A 16887-nucleotide genomic window follows, 5' to 3' on the forward strand; every position below is an offset into this window, starting at 1 on the left:
CGGGCCGCCTCACCGCTCCGCCCAGTCCAGCCCGTCCGGCGATCCGTCCGGATGCGCCGCCCAGTACAGGCGATTGACGCCGTCGGGGCAGCCCGCGCCCGCGCGGTAGTCCTGCAGCGCGCCGCCGGCCGCGACCAGATCGACGCGGTAGCAGCTGGCGTACGAATCGCGGAACAGGTAACGCTGGGTACCGCGCCACACCGCTGCCGGCGCGCCGGCGGGCCCCGCCACGTAGCCCAGGTCGGCCTCGTGCTCGAGCCGGGTGTAGTGGCGGGTGCGGCCCGGCCGCCAGCGCTCGCTGCGCTGCACGAAGGCCTGCCGCAGCCAGACGCCGCGTGGGCGGTAGGCCAGGGTCAGCGGGTAGGCGACGAACTCGCGGTCCTCGGCGAGCAGCGTCGCGCCGAGACGGCGCCGGCTGACGCCTTCGATGCGGCTTTCCAGGTCGATGCCCACGTCGTAGGTCTCGCTGCCGCCGGCGCCGCCCCGCGCGCGCGGCGCGATCAGGTTGTCGAAGCGCGCGCGGCGCTCGACCGTGCTGCGGATGCGGCCACGCGAGGTGTCGACGTAGCCTTCGATCGCGTAGCTGCGCGCGGCCCGGGTGTGCACGCCGCCGCTCACCACGCCGGCCGGGTCGCGCGCCAGCGTGCTGGTCACGCGCGGCGCGGGCGGCCGTGGGGCCAGGGTGTTGCGGGTCACCCGTCCGGTGACCTGCGCGCGGCCGCGGTCGCGGTACACCAGCAGCGTGCCGGCCAGCTGGAAGTCCGGGTACTCGGCCGCGCTCTCGCGGCCGGCCACCGACAGCCGCACCTCGTGCGGCGCGCCGTCGCTGAGCAGCCCGGCGAACGGCGTCAGGTCGATCCGGTACGGCATGAAGTTCAGCGCCTGCGGCGGCGGCGCCGGCTGCAGCAGCGGCGCCGCCGTCCAGAGTGCGTTGAACTGCGGATGCACGCGCGGGAACACCGGCGCCACGCCCGCGGGCTGGCCATCGACATGGACCTGCAACTCGCGGAAGCTGCCGCCGCCGCAGCCCTGCGGCGGCGCGTCGCCCTCCAGGCCGAGCCGGCCCGTGCCGATCGCCAGGCGGCTGCGCAGCTCGGGGAACGCCGCCCGTTGCGCGTCGGGCAGGCAGGTGAACCAGAACAGGTCGTCGTAGCGCGCCTGCGCCATCACGTCGAGGTAGGCGCGCTCGATGTTGCGCGGCAGGTCCAGCCGCGCCGCGAGCGCGCCCTCCGGCGTGCGCACCGCGCGCCAGCCGAGTTCGGGCGCGAGCGAGTACGCCGCGTCCGGCACCCGCGGCGCCGGATGGTCCGGCCCGGCCGGATAGAACAGCAGCGTCGCCGAGACGTAATACGGCGCGTTGAACAGGGTGTAGCGCGGCTGCCCGGCGATCTCCAGCACGCCCTCGCCCGGCGCGCGCAACACCGCGGCGTAGTCGGTGACGTCGCGCTCGGCGCGCCAGTGCGTCGGCACGTCGTTGTCCTGGGCGCCGCCGGCGTACAGCGGGACGCCGCCGATGGACAGCTGCGCGAGCGCCACCCCGTCGAGGTAGCTGGACGGATCGGCGTTGCGCAGCGCGACCTTCAGCACCACCTTGGCCCAAGGCCCGGGACAGGCCGGCGGCGGCGCATAGGGGAACCGCGTGTCGTCGCCGAAGAAGGCCAGGAACGCGGTGATCATCTCCACGCCGCGGAACAACTCGACGGTGCACGGCGTGCTCGCCGGCCGCGGCACCGGGGGCGTTGCGAGCGCCGTGTCGCGGCCACCCGGCGCCGGCAGGGCGGCCGCCGCGGGCGCGCTTTCGTGGGTGCGGTACGGAATCGGCGGTGCGCCGGGCGCGGCCGCGGCCACCGCAGCGGAAGCCGCGGCGCCGACGCGCACGTCGCCGCGAGTCGCGGCATGGACGCAAACCAGGATCACGGCCGCCAGGGCGAACGTCCCCGCCCTGGCGAAGCGCTGGGTGCGCGAGGCGCTTTTCATGCTCCGGCCCTCCCTTGGCGCGGTCGCGCGACCGTAGCAGTTCCGTTGTGTAGGGCCGCATCATCTTGCCGAACAGGCGCAATGCGATGCGTGCGGTCCCCTGCGATGCTCAAACGTTCCCGCCCGACGGCGGCGCGCGCCCGCGGCGACGCGCCGCCGGATGCGACGGCCGCTGCCGCTCACTTGGCCCAGCCCAGTCCGTCGGGCGAGCCGTCCGGATGCGCCGCCCAGAACAGCCGGTTGACGCCGCCCGGGCAATCCGTGCCTTCCCGGAACTCGGCCAATGCGCCGCCTTGCGTGCGCACGTCGGTGCGATAGCAACTGGCGTACGAATCGCGGAACAGGTAACGCTGGTCGCCGCGCCATTCGAGCGCCGGCGCGCCGGCGTCGCCGGGCACGTAGGCGAGGTCGACCTCGTGGAGCAGGTGGGTGTAGTAGCGGGTCACGCCGGGGCGCCAGCGTTCGGTGCGCTGCACGTAGGCCTGTTGCAGCCGCGCGCCGCGGTAGCGGTAGGCGAGGGTCAGCGGATAGGCGATGTACTCGCGGTCCTCGGCGATGAGCTTGCCCGCCAGGTAGCGCCGGCTGGTGCCGCTCACCGAACTGGCCAGGCCCACGCCCAGGCTGTAGCGGTCGGCGGCGTCGCCCGGGCCGTCGTAGGCTTCGGGCACGAGCACGTTCTCGAAGCGGACGGAGCGCTCGACCGTGCTGCGGATGCGCCCGCGCGAGGTGTCGACGTAGCCCTCGATCGCGTAGCTGCGCGTGGACCGGGTGACCACGCTGCCGCTCACCACGCCGGCGGCGTCGCGCGCGAGCGTGCTGGACACGTTCGGCGCGGGCGGCTGGCCGGCCAGGGTGTTGCGCGTCACCTGCCCGGTGACCCGGGCGCCGCCGCGGTCGCGGTAGACCAGCAACGTGCCGGACAACTGGAAATCGGAGAAGCGGGCCTCGCTCTCCCGGCCTGCGACCGACAGCGCCACCACGTGCGGGGCGCCGTCGCTCAACAGTCCGGCGAACGGCGCGAGGTCGACGCGGTAGGGCATGAAGTTCAGCGCCTGCGGCGGCGGTGCCGGCTGCAGCAGCGCCGGCGTGTTCCACAGTGCGTTGAACTTGGGAGGGAAGCGCGGGAACACCGGCACCACGCCTGCCGGCTGGCCGTCGATGCTGACCTGCACCTCGCGGAAGCCGCCTTCGCCGCAGCCCTGCGGGGGCGGCTCGCCCTCCAGACCGAACTGGCCGGTGCCGATGGCCAGCGGGCTCCTCAATTCGGGAAAGGCCGCGATCGCCGCGTTCGGCATGCAGGTGAACCACAGTACGTCGTGGGCACGCGGGTGCGCCATCACGTCGAGGTAGGCGCGCTCGACGTTGCGCGGCAGGCTCAGCGTCGCCGCGAGGGTGCCGGCCCGCCCGCCCACCTCGCGCCAGCCGTGGTCCGGCGCCAACGGGTAGGCCGCATCGGGCACGCGCGGCGCCCGGTTCGCGGTGTTGGCCGGGTAGAACAGCAGGGTCGCCGACATGTAATAGGGCGCTTGGAACACGCCGCCGAAGCGCGGCAACGCCTGGATCTCCATCGCACCCTCGTTGGGCGTGCGCAGCACCGCGGCATAGTCGGTGACGTCGCGCTCGACGCGCCAGTGCGTGGGCACGTCGTTGTCCGCCGCCGCGCCGCTGTACAGCGGCACGTCGCCGATGGAGACGTACGCGAACTCGACGCCGTCGAGATAGCTGTCGGGGTCGGCATTGCGCAGCGCGACCTTCAGGATCACCTTGGCCCAGGGCCCCGGGCAGGCCGGCGGCGGCGCGTACGCGAAGCGGCCGTGGCCGTCCCACGAGGTGAAGTGGGCGATGGGGATCTCGACGTCGCGGAACAGTTCCACCGTGCACGGCGTGCCCGACGGCCGCGGCACGTGCGGACCGGCGAGCACGGTGTCGCGCGTGCCCGGCGCCGGTGCAGCCATCGCCGCGGCGTGCGCGGTGCCGGTATCGGCGGAAAGCGGCGCGGCGGCCGCCGAAGGCGCCGGCATCGCGCCGGCGGTGCGCCCTGCGGCGTTCGGCCGAACGCCGCTGGTGGCGGCATGGACGCAAAGGGCGATCAAGCCCGTCAGTGCCAGCAGTCCGGCTGCGGCCGGACGGCGCTGCGGTTGCGGCGCGGTGCCCATGACCCGGCCCTCCTGTGCCTGGGGTGCGCGGCGAAACCTAGCAGCCCGCCCGTGTAGGGCGGCATCACCTTGCGGAACAGGGCGGGCGCACGGCGTTTTGCCGCGCCATACGGCGCGGACCGCAATCGCTCAGTGCACGCAGCCGGCGCGGCCGGCGACCGCGGGCGCTTTCATCCGGTAGATGTCGAGCTTGCCCGCGCGCGGCGCCCGGGCCGTGCCGCTGACCAGCAGCTCGCCCGGCTTGCTCCAGTCCAGCGCCGGGCCGAGCGTGGTGCCGTCCTCGCCGTTGAACGACAACCGCAGCGGTTGCGCGTCGCGATAGCGCGCCCCGTCGCAATGGGCCAGGTACAGCCGGACCGGTTCCGCCTCGACGTCGTGCGAGCGCGCGAACACCACGCTCGCGCCGTCGCCGAGCCAGGCCGCGTCGAACTCGTCGGCGGCGGTGTTCACGCCCGGCAGCGGGCGCGGGTCGACGAAGGCGCGGCCGTCCCAGCGCGCGACGAACAGGTCGTGGCCGCCGGCGCCGCCGTGGCCGTCGCTGGCGAACAGCAGCCGCCGGCCGTCGCGGCTCGGGGTGGGCGCCCATTCGTCGCCGCGGCCGTTGACCGCGGGGCCGAGGTTTTCGGCCGGGCCGAAGCCGCCGTCGGCGCGGACCTCGGCGCGGTACAGGTCGCCGCCGCCGTGGCCGCCCGCGCGGTTGGAGAAGAAGTACAGCCAGCGGCCGTCGGCGCTGAACATCGGGTCGAAGTCGTTGGCCGCGGAGTTCACCGGCAGCGGCCGCGCGTCCTGCCAGCGGCCGTCGCGCAGCGTCGCCTGCCACAGGTCCCAGCCGCCGGCACCGCCGGCACGATCGGTGCTGCCCCAGACGATGCGGCGGCCGTCCGGCGACACGCTGGCGCGGACCTCGGCGGCCGCGGTCGAGACCGTGCCCATGCCCTCGATGCCGAACTCGGCCAGGAACGCCGCCGCGGGGCCGCCGGCCAGCCACCCGCCCGCCGCCAGCGCCGGGAGTAGACTGAGCCCCCGCCAGGCCGATCGCCGCATCGCGCGTTCTCCTGCATCGTCCGCTTCGTTCCCCCCAGTCTAAGCGAGGCTTCCGTGTCCGACTTCGCCCCCGTCGCCACCTCGACCGTCGTCAAGCGCTTTGCGGTGATCGGCCATCCGGTCGCGCATTCGCTCTCGCCGCGCATCCATGCCGCGTTCTCGCGCCAGACCGGGATCGCGCTGCAGTACACGGCGATCGACGCGGCGCCGGCGCAGTTCGACGCGGCGCTGGCCGAGTTCGCCGCCGAGGGCGGCCTGGGCCTCAACGTCACCCTGCCGCACAAGACCCGCGCCGCCGCGCTGTGCGCCCATCTGAGCGAGCGCGCGCGCCGCGCCGGCGCGGTCAACGTGCTGGTCCGCACCGCGACCGGCTGGGAAGGCGACAACACCGACGGCATCGGCCTGGTGCGCGACCTCACCGAGCGCCACGGCCTCGACCTGCGCGGCCGCCGCACCCTGCTGCTCGGCGCCGGCGGCGCCGCGCGCGGCGTGGCGCCGGCGCTGCTCGACGCCGGCATCGGCGACCTGTTCGTCGTGAACCGCACGCCCGAACGCGCCGACGCGCTGGCCGACGCGCTGGCCCAGCCCGGGCGCGTGCATCCGCGCTACCTGCGCGACATCGCCGCGCTCGGCAACTTCGACCTGATCGTCAACGCGACCTCCGCGGCGCGCGAGGGCGAACCGCTGCCGGCGCTGCCCACCGCGCTGGCGGCGCCGCGCGCGGCGGCGGTGGACCTGAGCTACGGCGAGGCGGCGATCCCGTTCCTGGCCTGGGCGCGCGCGGCGCGGGTGCACGACGCGATCGACGGCCTGGGCATGCTGGTCGAGCAGGCCGCCGAGAGCTTCCTGCGCTGGCACCGGGTGCGGCCGGAGACCGACCCGGTCTACGCGATGCTGCGCGAGCAGCACGCCGCCCTGGCCACCGGCGACTGAGCCGTGGACTGCCGCGCCGGCTGCGGCGCGTGCTGCATCGCGCCGTCGATCGCCGCGCCGATCCCGGGCATGCCGCACGGCAAACCGGCGGGCCTGCCCTGCGTGCAGCTCGACGACGAGCACCGCTGCCGGCTGTTCGGGCGCCCGGAGCGGCCGGCGTTCTGCGCCTCGCTGCGGCCGTCGCAGGACATGTGCGGCGCCGACCGGGAGGCCGCGCTCGCGCATCTGCGGTGGCTGGAGCGGATGACCGATCCGCGCGCCGGGAACGTTGCCGGATAGGGACGTTCCGCTCCTGCCGGCGCCGGGCCGTTCCCGCGGGCCACCGCCTTCGCCAGCCCACGCTGCGCCGCGCGCCACGCCACGCCCGGAGCGATCGCGCGTGGCGGCCGCACGCGGATGGCGAAGCGATGGGCTGCGCCGGCGCGGCGGGTCAGAACCACCGCGCCCACGCCCGCAGCAGCGGGTTGCCCGGCTCCGCCAGCAGCTTCGCGGTCAGCGCCAGCGACATGGTCACCAGCAGCGGCCGCACCGCGCGCCCGCCCCAGCGCATCGCCAGGTGCGCGCCGAGCTGGCCGCCGAGGATGCTGGCCACCGCCATCGCCAGCCCGGCCAGCCACAGCACGTGCCCGCCTGCGACCAGCACCGCCAGCGCCGCCAGGTTGCTGGCCAGGTTCAGCAGCTTGGTGTGGGCGGTGGCGGACACCAGGCCGAGGCCGAACAGCGCGACCAGCGCGGTGGTCAGGAACGAGCCGGTGCCGGGGCCGAAGAAGCCGTCGTAGGCGCCGATCGCGAACGCCACCGCCGCCATCGCGCCGCGGCCGAAGCGGCCGTGCCGGTCTTCCTCGCTGGCCTTGGGCGCGAGCAGGAAGTACAGCGCCATCGCGATCAGCAGCAGGGGCACGAAGCCGGCCAGGAACGAGGGGTCGACCGCCTGCAGCACGCAGGCGCCGAGCACCGAGCCGAGGAACGCCGCCAGCGCCGGCACGGCGAAGCGGCGGAAGTCGATCCGCCGCTGGCGCGCGAACGCGACCACCGCGCTGGCGGTGCCGAAGCTGCTCTGCAGCTTATTGGTGGCGATCGCCGCCACCGGCGGCAGGCCGGCCGCCATCAGCGCCGGGATGGTGAGCAGGCCGCCGCCGCCGGCCAGCGCGTCGATCGTGCCGGCGACGAACGCCACCGCCATCAGCGCCGCGACGGCCTCGAGTCCCGGTTCCATCCAGCCCCCTTGCGAAAGGGCGCGATTCTACGCGGCGGCGAGCAACCGCGAGGCCGGGGAACGAAAAACGAGCGCGCGGACGCCGCACTCGTTCCCCGTTTCCGGCTCCCCGTTCTGGTTCCCCGCTCCTGGCTCCCCGCTGTTACAGCAGTCCGTCGCGCTTCACCGCCAGGTACTTCTCCACCAGCGACGCGGCAAGCTGGTCGCAGGTGACGTCGAGCACCATCACCCCGTGCTCGCGCAGGGCCTCGTGCGCCGCGCTGCGCTGCTGCAGGTACTGCGCGGCGGCGCCGGCGCGGATCGCGCCGGGCAGGTCGTGCACCTCCTCGCCCAGGGCGGTGTCGAGCGCGCTCTCGCGCAGGCTGGCCACGCACACCACGTGGCGCTTGCGCAGCAGGTGCACCGCGGCGAGCAGGTCGTCCAGGTCCTCGTCGCGCAGGTTGGTCACCAGCAGCACCAGCGCGCGGCGGTTCTGGCGCAGCGCCAGCTCGGTGGCGGCGGCGAGGAAGTCGGTCGCGACCGGTTGCGGTTGCAGCGCGTAGCTGGCGCGCAGCAGTTCGTCGATCGCGCCGACGCCGCGCCGCGGCGGCACCCAGGCGCGGTCGCCGCCGGCGGCGAGCAGGCCGACCGCGTCGCCCTGCCGCAGCGCCAGGTAGGCGACCACCAGCGCCGCATCGAGCACGTGGTCGAAGTGCGCCAGCGCGCCGTCGCGGGCGAGCAGGCGGCGGCCGGTGTCGAGCAGCAGCACCAGCTGCTGGTTGCGCTCGTCCTGGTACTCGCGCGAGATCAGCCGGCGCGCGCGCGCGGTGGCCTTCCAGTCGATCTGGCGCAGGCTGTCGCCGCGGCGGTACTCGCGCATCTGGTGGAAGTCGGTGCCCTCGCCGCGGCGCCGGCGCAGGTGCGCGCCGACCAGGCGCGAGGCCTGATCGGCGCCGAACAGCGCGAACCGCGCCAGCGGCGCGAAGTTCGGAAACACCCGCACCCGCTGCGCCGGCGGCGCGACCCGCGAATGCCGCCACAACCGCCACGGCGAATGCAGCCGCAACTGCACGCCCGCGAACGCGAAATCGCCGCGCGCCTGCGCGCACAGGCGGTAGTCCAGGCTGCTGCGTTGGTCGCGGCGCAGCTCGAGCCGGCGCGGCAGGCCGTGCATGCGCCAGCCTCCCGGATACAGGTCGAACACGTCCAGCCGCTGCGCCCGCGCCGCGCCCTGCAGGTGCAGGCTCACCGGCCGCTCGATGCCGATCGGCCAGGTGTCGGGCACCGTCCGCTCCACCTGCGGCGTCGGCGCGCGCAGCACCCGCGCCGCGTCGAGCAGGGCCAGCGCGAGCAACAGCGCCCCGGCGGCATACCAGGTCGCCGCCGCGGCCAGGCCGAAGCCGGCCGCGGCGCCGAGCGCGGCCCATGCCGCGAGCGCCGCCAGCAGCGGCGGCGCCGGGCGCGGCAGGCTCACAGCCACGGCCGTTCCCCGAGCACCACCTTGCGGTAATACAGCACGTTGGCGCGATGGGCGCAGGCGAACGCCACGCCGTAGCCGGCCGCCCTGGCGGGGAGCTCGATGCCCGCCGCCGCGCCGACGAAGGCGGCGGCGAAGGCGATCGCGAAGCAGGCGATCGCCGGGCGCCACAGCCCCTTGGCCAGGCAGTAGAGCGGGCCGAACAGCAAGCCGAGCACGTTGAAGCCGATGGCCAGGCGTTCGCCGAACGGCAGGTCCCGGAAGGAGCCCAGTTGCGGGCCGCCGGCCTTCTCGATCAGCCGGAAGCGCCGCTTCCAGGCCGCGGACACGGGAAGCGCGTCGATGGCGTCGGCTGCCGGGCGCGGCGGCGCGGCGGCGCGCGCGGTCGGCGCCACTTCGTAGGGGTTGTACGACGGGTCCATGCTTGGTTCCTTCTGCGACGACGGGCCTATTCGCGCGGCGCCTCGACCTTGGCCAGCAGTGCGTGCAGCACGTCGTCCGCGCTCTGGCCTTCGATCTGCAGCTCCGGCGCCAGCGCGATGCGGTGGCGCAGCGCCGGCTTGGCGATCTCGCGCACGTCGTCCGGGGTGACGAAGTCGCGCCCGTCCAGCACCGCCTGCGCGCGCGCCGCGCGCACCAGCGCCAGGCTGCCGCGCGGCCCGGCGCCGAGCGCGATCCCGGCCCAGTCGCGGGTGGCGGCGGCGATCCGCACCGCGTAGTCCAGCACCGCCTCGTCCACCGTCACCTGCGCGGTGCCGGCCTGCATCGCCACCACCTCCTGCGGGCCGAGCACGCGCCGCACCTGCGAGAGGTCGAAGTCGGCGGCGCTGCGGCCCTGGCTCACCGCCGCGACCATGCGCTTCTCGTCCGCGCGCGAGGGATAGCCGATCAGGATCTTCAGCAGGAAGCGGTCGAGCTGCGCCTCCGGCAACGGGTAGGTGCCTTCCTGCTCGACCGGGTTCTGCGTGGCCAGGGTCAGGAACGGCGGCGCCAGCGGGAAGCTGTGCCCTTCCACCGTCACCTGCAGCTCGGCCATCGCCTCCAGCAGCGCGGACTGGGTCTTGGCGGGGGCGCGGTTGATCTCGTCGGCCAGCAGCAGGTGGGTGAACACCGGGCCGCGGCGGATGTTGAAGGTCTCGGTCTTCGGGTTCCACACCGCGTGGCCGCTGATGTCGCTGGGCATCAGGTCCGGGGTGAACTGCACGCGCGCGAAGCTGCAGTCCAGCGCCCGCGACAGCGCCCGCACCAGCAGGGTCTTGCCCAGGCCCGGCACGCCCTCGATCAGCACGTGGCCGCCGGCGAGCAGGGCGATCAGCACCTGGTCCAGCACCGCCTCCTGGCCGATGAAGGCCTTGCCGACTTCGGCGCGCACCGCGGCGGCGCGTTCGGCGAGCGCGGCGCCGGTGATCGGGGCGAGGGGCGTGGCGGTGTCGGCGTTCATGGCGGTCTCGGGATCGTCGTCAGAGGGAATTGCGCAGGCGGACCAGGGTGGCGACGCGCTGGCGGAAGCCGGCGTGGTCGTGCGGGAACGGCGTGGCCAGGGCGTCGCGGATCTGCGCCGGCGGCAGGCCGAAGCGCTCGGCCAGCAGCGCCGCCTGCGTCTCGCCGGCCAGGGCCGCGGCCCGCGGGTCGCGCCGGCGCAGGCGGGCGAGGAAGGCCTCGCGCGCCGCCGCGTGCAGCAGGTGGCCGTAGCCGTAGCGGTAGGCGTGCGCGCCGGCGGCTTCGACGTGCTCCAGCAGCGAGCGGCGCTCGCGCGGGGCCGGTTCCAGCAGCGGGCCGAAGCGCTGCGCGCGGGCCCAGAGCGCGCCGAGCAGCGCCAGCAGCAGCGGCGCCCAGGCCATCCAGTGCTGGCGCAGCAGGGTCGCCCAGAACGAGGGCATGCGCGCGTCGTAGATCAGGTGCACGGTGCCCCCGCGGTAGTTCGGCGCCAGCAGCTGCCGGGCCAGGGCGATGTGCGTCGGCTCCTTGAGCGCGGCGTTGCCGAGGTAGTCGAAATCGGCGAGCACGTCCACCGTGCCGGCGCCGTGGGCCAGGCGCATGTAGACGTAACCGCCTTCGGGGCTGGCCCAGGCCAGGCGCGGCGCGCCCGCATCCGGCGCGGTGAAGCGGCGGCCGCGGCAGAACTCGACGTGGCCGCCTTCGCCGCGCACCCGCAGGCCGGTGCAGGCCGGCGGCGCGAGCATCGGCGCCAGGCCGAGCGCGTCCAGCACCGGCACCGGCGCTTCCGGGTCCAGCGGCCCCGGCGGCGGCGTGCGCAGCAGCAGGTGCCCGCCGCGCTCGACCCAGGCCAGCAGCGCCGCCGCTTCGCGCGCGCGCAGGCTGCGCGGGTCGCCGTACAGCAGCACGGTGTCGCCCGGCGCCGGCGGATGCCGCTCCAGCTGCAGCCGCGGCCGCGCCTGCGCGCGCACCCCGTCGGCGCGCAGCGCCAGCAGCAGCACGTGCAGCGGGTTGCGGCGCAGCTCCGGCCCGGGCGGCAGGTCGACGGTTTCCTCGACCCGCTCGTAGGTGCGCAGCCACCAGGCGGCGAACGCCGCCGCGCCCGCGCCGAGCAGCAGCGCCAGCGCCACCGCCCCCAGGTGCGCGCGCGTCGGCCTCATGCCGGCCGCTCCGCCGCGTCGGCAGCGGGCGCCTGCCAGAACCGCCGCGCCAGCGCGGCCAGCAGCGCCTCGAATTCCTCCGCGCCCGGCAACCGCTGCGCGTACGCGGCGTACTGCCACACGCGCACCGCGCGCGCGAACAGGTCGCGGTCCTCGGCCTGCGGCAGCCTGCGCGCGGCGCGCAGGCACTCGGCCTCGGTCGCGCCCGGCACCGGCACCCACTGCGCGCGCCGGGCCATCGCCGCGACGCTGGCGCGGTAGGCCAGCGCCAGCGCCTCGCGTTCGCGCCCTTCGCGCCACAAGCGGCGCGCCGCGCCGGCGACGTCGTCCGGCAGCGGCGCCGCCGCGTCCAGCGCCTGGTGCCGGATCTCGCCCGGTTCGCGCCGCTCGCGCGCGACGCCGTCGCGCAGCCACGGCAGCCAGCGCTTGGCGGTCAGCAGCAGGGCCAGGACCAGCGCCGCGAACAGCAGCCACAGGCCGTATTCGCCGACCGCCGCAACCAGCGCACCGAGCGCGCGCAGCGGCGCCGACGCCGGCTTGTGCGCCTTCGGCGCGTCCGGATGCTTCTTCTTCCAGACGTGGACCGTGCGCTTGGGGCTGACGCTGGGATCGGCGTAGGCGCGTCGCACCGCCTCGCGCAGGCTGCGGTCGTCGGCGAGCCGGCCGCCGAACACCGTCGCCAGCGGCGTGTGCCGGGCGTCCGCGCCCGCATCGGCGGCCGGCGCGGCACGCGGCGCGGGCGCCGGCGCGCGTTCCTGCGCCGCGGCGCGCGGCGCCACGGCCAGCGCGCCCGCCGCGACCAGCGCCAGCGCGGCCGCGGCGGTGCTCAGGCGCGCGCGCAGGCGGCGCAGGCTCAGCTCGATGTCCCAGGCCTCGATCTCGGTCCGGCGATTGAGATACAGGCCGAAACCTGCGCCGACGTAGAACGGTTCGACCAGGCTGGTCGCCGCCCAGGTCGCCAGGTTGAAGCCCAGCACCAAGCCGTCGGGCGATTCGGCCAGCAGCGCCCAGGCGCGTTGCGCCACCTGCGGCAGGTACTCGTTCGGCACGAACAGCAACGCCAGCACCGAAAGGCCCAAGTACAGCGCGATCTCGAAATGCACGCAGACCAGGGTGAGCAGGCCGGCGACGCCGTACACCGGCGTGCCCAGCGCGCGCCGGCGCGCGCGCGCGTCGGCGCCGGCCGCGCCCTCGAGCAGGTCCACCGGCAGGTACAGCGCGCGCAGCGGGCCCAGCCGGCGCCAGGTGAGATAGGCCGGCAGCCAGCGCAGGCCCCAGCGCAGCTGCGCGCGCAGGGTGGCGCGCGCGTCCGGCACCTCGCCGAACACCGCGCGCGAGAGCACGTACAGCGGAATGCGGTCGAACGCCGGCTTCAGCCACCACATCGCCAGCCCCGCCGCCCACAGCGCGTCCGCGGCCCAGGCCAGCGCGTTGCACAGCAGCAGCGCCGGCAGGCTCGCCCACAGCCACGGCCGCCAGATCGCGCCGGCGTGGCGCCGCACCAGCGCGGCGCCGAGCTCGAACGCCTCCCACGCGGTGCGCGGGCGCAAGGCCACGGTGAGCGCTTCGATCTTCACGGCGCGGCGTCCTCGTCCTCGTCGTCGCGGTCGCGCCCGCCGCGCCACAGCCACACGCCGGTCAGCCCCCACAGCGCCGCGCCGGCCGCGTACTTGATCCCCGCGGGCATCCAGCCGATGGACGACCAGAACGCCTCGACGAACGCGGCGAACACCAGCATCGCCAGCACGCCCAGGCACAGCCGCGCGCCGCGCCGGCCGCCGACCCGCAGCGCCTCGCCGCGCGGCAGCCGGCCGGGCGCGACCAGCGCCAGCCCCAGGCGCAGGCCGGCGCCGCCGGCGATCACGATCGCCGTCAGTTCCGGCGCCGAATGCCCGGCGACGAAGCGCCAGAACGGATCGCCATGCCCCACCGCCTGCAGGTGCCCGGCGATACCGCCGATGGTGACGCCGTTGGCCACCAGCACCGCCATCGCGCCGACGCCCGCGAGCAGGCCGCCGGCGAAGGTGCGGAAGCCGATGCTGACGTTGTTCCAGATGTAGTAGCCGAACATGCCCAGGTCGGTGCCGCTGTCGCGGCCGAGCTTGCGCGAGGGATCGGCCGGGTCGTACATCGATTCGAAGCGCAGCAGCTGCGCCGGGTCGAACAGCGAGGCGGACAGCTCCGGCTGCAGCTGGATCGCGACGAAGATCGCCAGCAGCGGCAGCCAGAACAGCGCCGCCGCCGCCAGCATGCAGGCGCGCTCGGCGCGCACCAGGCGCGGGAAGTCGGCCAGCAGGAACTCCAGCGCGCGCCGCCAGCGCGGCGCCGGCGCGCGGTACAGCACCTCGTGGCCGCGCTGCATCAGCCGCTGCAGGCGCGCGACCACCGCGGGGCTGTAGCCGCGCCGCCGCGCCAGCGCGAGCTGCTGGCACAGGCGCCGGTAGCGTGCGGGCATCTCGTGGTCGGCCAGGCCGTGCCATTCGCGGCGGCTGGCGCGGGCGCGCCGCGCGCTGCCGGCGCGCGCGTCCAGCCAGCGCTCCAGCGCCTGCCACTCGGCCTCGTGCTTGCGGACGAACCGTTCCTGGCGCATCGCCGCTCCCTAGCGCCGTCCGAGCAGCCAATTGGCGATCGCGTACAGGCGCGTCACGCCCGGCGCGCCGCGCATGCCGGTCAGCGGTTCGGCCAGGTCGGCCAGTTCCTCCTGCCGGGCCGGGGTCAGGCGCGGGCCGCGTTCGGCGAAGGCGAGCAGCGCGGCCTGCTCGTGCGGCCGCAGCGCGAGCGGCGGCGCCAGCGCCCCCGGCACGGCCGGCGCCGGCGGCGGCTGGTCGCGCGGCTCGTGCACCACCAGGGTGCCGGCGACCAGGTCGCCCAGGCGCCGGCTCCAGGGGTCGAGCAGGCTCGCGGTCAGGCCGGTGGCGTAGGCCAGCGGCAACATGTCGACCGCGCGCAGCAGGTTGCGCACGAACGCCGCGAGCCAGCCGACCGGCGCGCCATTGGCGGCGACCACGCGCAGGCCGAGCGCGCGCTTGCCCGGCGTGCGCCCCTTCCACAGCGCCTCGAACAGCACCGGGTAGAACCAGTACAGCAGGAACATCGTGACCGCGTAGAACCCCATGCCGCCGCGGCCCAGCGCGCCGAACGCCATGCCGGCGACCGCCAGCGCGGCGAAGCGGATCGCGAAGTCGATCGCCCAGGCCAGCGCGCGCGGCACCGGCCCGGCCGCGGGCAGGTGCAGGGCCACGCCCTCGGGCGTGACCACCTCGCGGTAGGTGTCCAGGAGCATCCGTCGCGGCTCAGGCGTTCACGACGAGGGTGTCGGCGATGTAGTCGTGCAGGCAGCGCCGCTCCACGCCGAAGATCCACAGCACGTTGGCGAGGCCGAACGCCGGGCCGAGGTACGGGATCTGCCCGATGACGCCGGGCACCACGCCGCGCAGCCAGAAGATCCGGGCGAGCCGGGCGCGGCTGTAGTCGCTGCGCACGATGCGGATGCCGACCCAGCGCTTGCCCAGGGTCTGGCCCTCGCGGGCCAGCAGCACCAGCTGCCAGATCGCCAGCGCGACCAGCGCCAGCAGGGTGAGCAGCAGCAGCGCCGGCGCCAGCGCCGCCAGCGCGATCGCGCCATCCGCCAGCTGCGCCAGCAGCCGCGGCAACCGGCCGGCCCTGACCGGCACCTCCCCGGCCTCGGCGGCGTCCGCGGCGGTGGCGGCCTCGGCGCGCGGGCGCGGCGGCGCCTGCACCGGCGCCGCCGGCGCGGCGTACGGGTTGCGGAACTCGAACTCGTCCATGGCGTTTCCCCCTTTCCTTTCCTGGCGCATGGTGGCGGCGGCCCCCTGCCGCCGCCCGCCGGTCACCCGGGCATGCCCAGGTAACGGTCCTTCAATCGTACATAGTGCCGGGCGCTGTAGTGCAGTTGCTCGATCTCGCGCTCGCTCAGCCGGCGCACGCAACGCGCCGGGTTGCCCAGCCACAGCTCGGCCTCGCCCACGGTCTTGCCCGGCGCCACCACCGCGCCGGCGCCGACGAACCCGTAGCGGCGCACGCGCGCGCCGTCCAGCACCTTGGCGCCCATGCCGATCAGGCACAGGTCCTCGATGGTGCACGCGTGGACGATGGCGCCGTGGCCGACGGTGACGTCGCTGCCGATCAGCGTCGGCAACCCGCCCGGGCGGGTGAACGGCCCCTCGTGGGTGACGTGCACGACCGCGCCGTCCTGCACGTTGCTGCGCGCGCCGATGCGGATGAAGTTGACGTCGCCGCGGATCACGCAGCCGGGCCACACCGAGACGTCGTCGCCGAGCTCGACCGCGCCGATCACGGTCGCGGCCGGGTCGACGTAGACGCGCTCGCCGCAGGTCGGGAAGGCATCGAGATAGGGGCGCAGGCTCATGCGGGCAGTGTATCGCGCCGACCTCGACCGACCTGCCCATGCGGTCGCGACGCTCCCGGGATGCCGCTTCTGCGCGCCGACGCTGCCGCGCATGGGCGCGCTGCCCGCAGGCCGCTCGAGGGACCGTTCGCCCCGGCCGCACGCCTGCGCGAGGCCGGCGCGGCGACGCCGCTCCGCGCAGTCCGGGCCGCGCCCAGGCTGCTTCGGTCCGCTGGCCGACTAGCCCCGTCCCCGCCGCTGCGCGGCCACGGCGAGCTGGGTGGCGCGCCTGTCCGATGCGCTGCTGTGCCGCGAAGGCGGCGCGCCGGCCGGGTGAACCGTACCGCCCCGGCGCTACACTGCGCGCCATGAAGATCGCCAGCTGGAACGTCAATTCGCTCAACGTGCGCCTGCCGCATCTGCAGCAATGGCTGGGCCAGGCCGCGCCGGACGTGGTCGCGCTGCAGGAGACCAAGCTCGAGGACGCGCGCTTCCCCGACGACGCGCTCGCCGCGCTGGGCTACCGCAGCGTGTTCTGCGGGCAGAAGACCTACAACGGCGTGGCGATCCTGTCGCGCGAGCCGGCGCGCGAGGTGCAGTACGGCATCCCCGGGTTCGAGGACACGCAGAAGCGGGTCATCGCCGCCACGGTCGGCGACCTGCGCATCGTCAACCTGTACGTGGTCAACGGCCAGGCCGTCGGCAGCGAGAAGTACGAGTACAAGCTGCGCTGGCTGCAGGCGGTGCACGACTGGCTGCAGGAGGAGCTGCGCGCGCATCCGCGCGCGATCGTGCTGGGCGACTTCAACATCGCCCCCGACGAGCGCGACGTGCACGACCCGGCGCTCTGGCACGACGGCCACATCCTGTCCTCGGCCGCCGAACGCGCCGCGCTGCAGCGGCTGTGCGCGCTCGGCCTGCACGACGCCTACCGCGCGCTCAACCCGGAGGCGCGCGAGTTCAGCTGGTGGGACTACCGCCAGGCCGGCTTCCGCCGCAACCTCGGCCTGCGCATCGACCTCACCCTGGTCTCGGAGGCGCTGCGCCCGCATTGCGGCGCCTCCGGCATCGACCGCGAGCCGCGCACCTGGGAGCGGCCCAGCGACCACGCGCCCGCATGGGTCGAGCTGGCCTGATCC

The 16887-nt window shown here is 75.4% G+C and carries 16 protein-coding genes; 3 read left to right on the forward strand and 13 right to left on the reverse strand.

Features of this window, described 5'->3' with window-relative positions; all coding sequences use genetic code 11:
• Positions 1-9: 9 nt before the first annotated feature.
• From EDC50_RS08645 to EDC50_RS08655, 3 genes are all read right to left on the reverse strand, one after another.
• Positions 10-1977: a peptide-N4-asparagine amidase gene (locus EDC50_RS08645; protein WP_123770077.1), complete on the reverse strand. Its 1968-nt coding sequence runs from the start codon at positions 1975-1977 to the stop codon at positions 10-12.
• Between the two features lie 179 nt (positions 1978-2156).
• The gene (locus tag EDC50_RS08650) at positions 2157-3932 is read right to left on the reverse strand and encodes a peptide-N4-asparagine amidase (RefSeq protein ID WP_158635688.1); all 1776 of its coding nucleotides are present in this window, start codon (positions 3930-3932) and stop codon (positions 2157-2159) included.
• Between the two features lie 330 nt (positions 3933-4262).
• Entirely contained in the window at positions 4263-5177 is a 915-nt protein-coding gene (locus tag EDC50_RS08655; protein ID WP_123770079.1) for a TolB family protein, read from the reverse strand.
• Between the two features lie 54 nt (positions 5178-5231).
• On the opposite strand from EDC50_RS08655, the gene aroE reads away from it, so the two are divergent.
• Together aroE and EDC50_RS08665 are read left to right on the forward strand one after the other, a co-directional pair.
• Positions 5232-6110 (forward strand): shikimate dehydrogenase, encoded by an 879-nt coding sequence (gene aroE, locus EDC50_RS08660; protein WP_242003002.1) that lies wholly within the window; start codon positions 5232-5234, stop codon positions 6108-6110.
• A gap of 3 nt (positions 6111-6113) precedes the next feature.
• Complete coding sequence (locus EDC50_RS08665; protein WP_123770080.1) at positions 6114-6389, forward strand: YkgJ family cysteine cluster protein; 276 nt, start codon at positions 6114-6116, stop codon at positions 6387-6389.
• Between the two features lie 151 nt (positions 6390-6540).
• On the opposite strand, the gene EDC50_RS08670 is transcribed toward EDC50_RS08665, so the two are convergent.
• The 10 genes from EDC50_RS08670 to EDC50_RS08715 form a co-directional block, all read right to left on the reverse strand.
• A complete protein-coding gene (locus EDC50_RS08670; protein ID WP_123770081.1) occupies positions 6541-7326 on the reverse strand; it encodes a TSUP family transporter in 786 nt (261 codons plus the stop codon).
• Positions 7327-7468: 142 nt separating this feature from the next.
• Positions 7469-8779, reverse strand: a complete 1311-nt coding sequence (locus EDC50_RS08675; protein ID WP_244922524.1) for a DUF58 domain-containing protein — start codon at positions 8777-8779, stop codon at positions 7469-7471.
• Positions 8776-9204: a DUF2628 domain-containing protein gene (locus EDC50_RS08680; RefSeq protein ID WP_123770082.1), complete on the reverse strand. Its 429-nt coding sequence runs from the start codon at positions 9202-9204 to the stop codon at positions 8776-8778. The genes EDC50_RS08675 and EDC50_RS08680 overlap by 4 nt, the downstream gene beginning before the upstream one ends.
• Before the next feature lie 26 nt (positions 9205-9230).
• On the reverse strand, positions 9231-10223 hold the full coding sequence (locus EDC50_RS08685) for an AAA family ATPase (RefSeq protein WP_123770083.1): 993 nt from the start codon (positions 10221-10223) through the stop codon (positions 9231-9233).
• A gap of 19 nt (positions 10224-10242) precedes the next feature.
• On the reverse strand, positions 10243-11379 hold the full coding sequence (locus EDC50_RS08690; protein ID WP_123770084.1) for a DUF4350 domain-containing protein: 1137 nt from the start codon (positions 11377-11379) through the stop codon (positions 10243-10245).
• The gene (locus EDC50_RS08695) at positions 11376-12956 is read right to left on the reverse strand and encodes a DUF4129 domain-containing protein (RefSeq protein ID WP_123770085.1); all 1581 of its coding nucleotides are present in this window, start codon (positions 12954-12956) and stop codon (positions 11376-11378) included. Before EDC50_RS08695 ends, EDC50_RS08690 begins: the two co-directional genes overlap by 4 nt.
• Positions 12953-13969: a stage II sporulation protein M gene (locus EDC50_RS08700; RefSeq protein ID WP_123770086.1), complete on the reverse strand. Its 1017-nt coding sequence runs from the start codon at positions 13967-13969 to the stop codon at positions 12953-12955. Before EDC50_RS08700 ends, EDC50_RS08695 begins: the two co-directional genes overlap by 4 nt.
• A gap of 9 nt (positions 13970-13978) precedes the next feature.
• Entirely contained in the window at positions 13979-14662 is a 684-nt protein-coding gene (locus EDC50_RS08705) for an RDD family protein (RefSeq protein ID WP_123770087.1), read from the reverse strand.
• A gap of 10 nt (positions 14663-14672) precedes the next feature.
• Positions 14673-15167 carry an RDD family protein gene (locus EDC50_RS08710; RefSeq protein WP_158635753.1) on the reverse strand — a complete coding sequence of 165 codons (495 nt, stop codon included), beginning with the start codon at positions 15165-15167 and terminating at the stop codon, positions 14673-14675.
• Between the two features lie 62 nt (positions 15168-15229).
• On the reverse strand, positions 15230-15769 hold the full coding sequence (locus EDC50_RS08715; RefSeq protein WP_123770089.1) for a gamma carbonic anhydrase family protein: 540 nt from the start codon (positions 15767-15769) through the stop codon (positions 15230-15232).
• A gap of 347 nt (positions 15770-16116) precedes the next feature.
• On the opposite strand from EDC50_RS08715, the gene xth reads away from it, so the two are divergent.
• Positions 16117-16884: an exodeoxyribonuclease III gene (gene xth, locus EDC50_RS08720; protein WP_123770090.1), complete on the forward strand. Its 768-nt coding sequence runs from the start codon at positions 16117-16119 to the stop codon at positions 16882-16884.
• Positions 16885-16887: the final 3 nt, after the last annotated feature.

Origin of the sequence: Vulcaniibacterium tengchongense (assembly GCF_003814555.1) — a bacterium.
GTDB lineage: Bacteria > Pseudomonadota > Gammaproteobacteria > Xanthomonadales > Xanthomonadaceae > Vulcaniibacterium > Vulcaniibacterium tengchongense.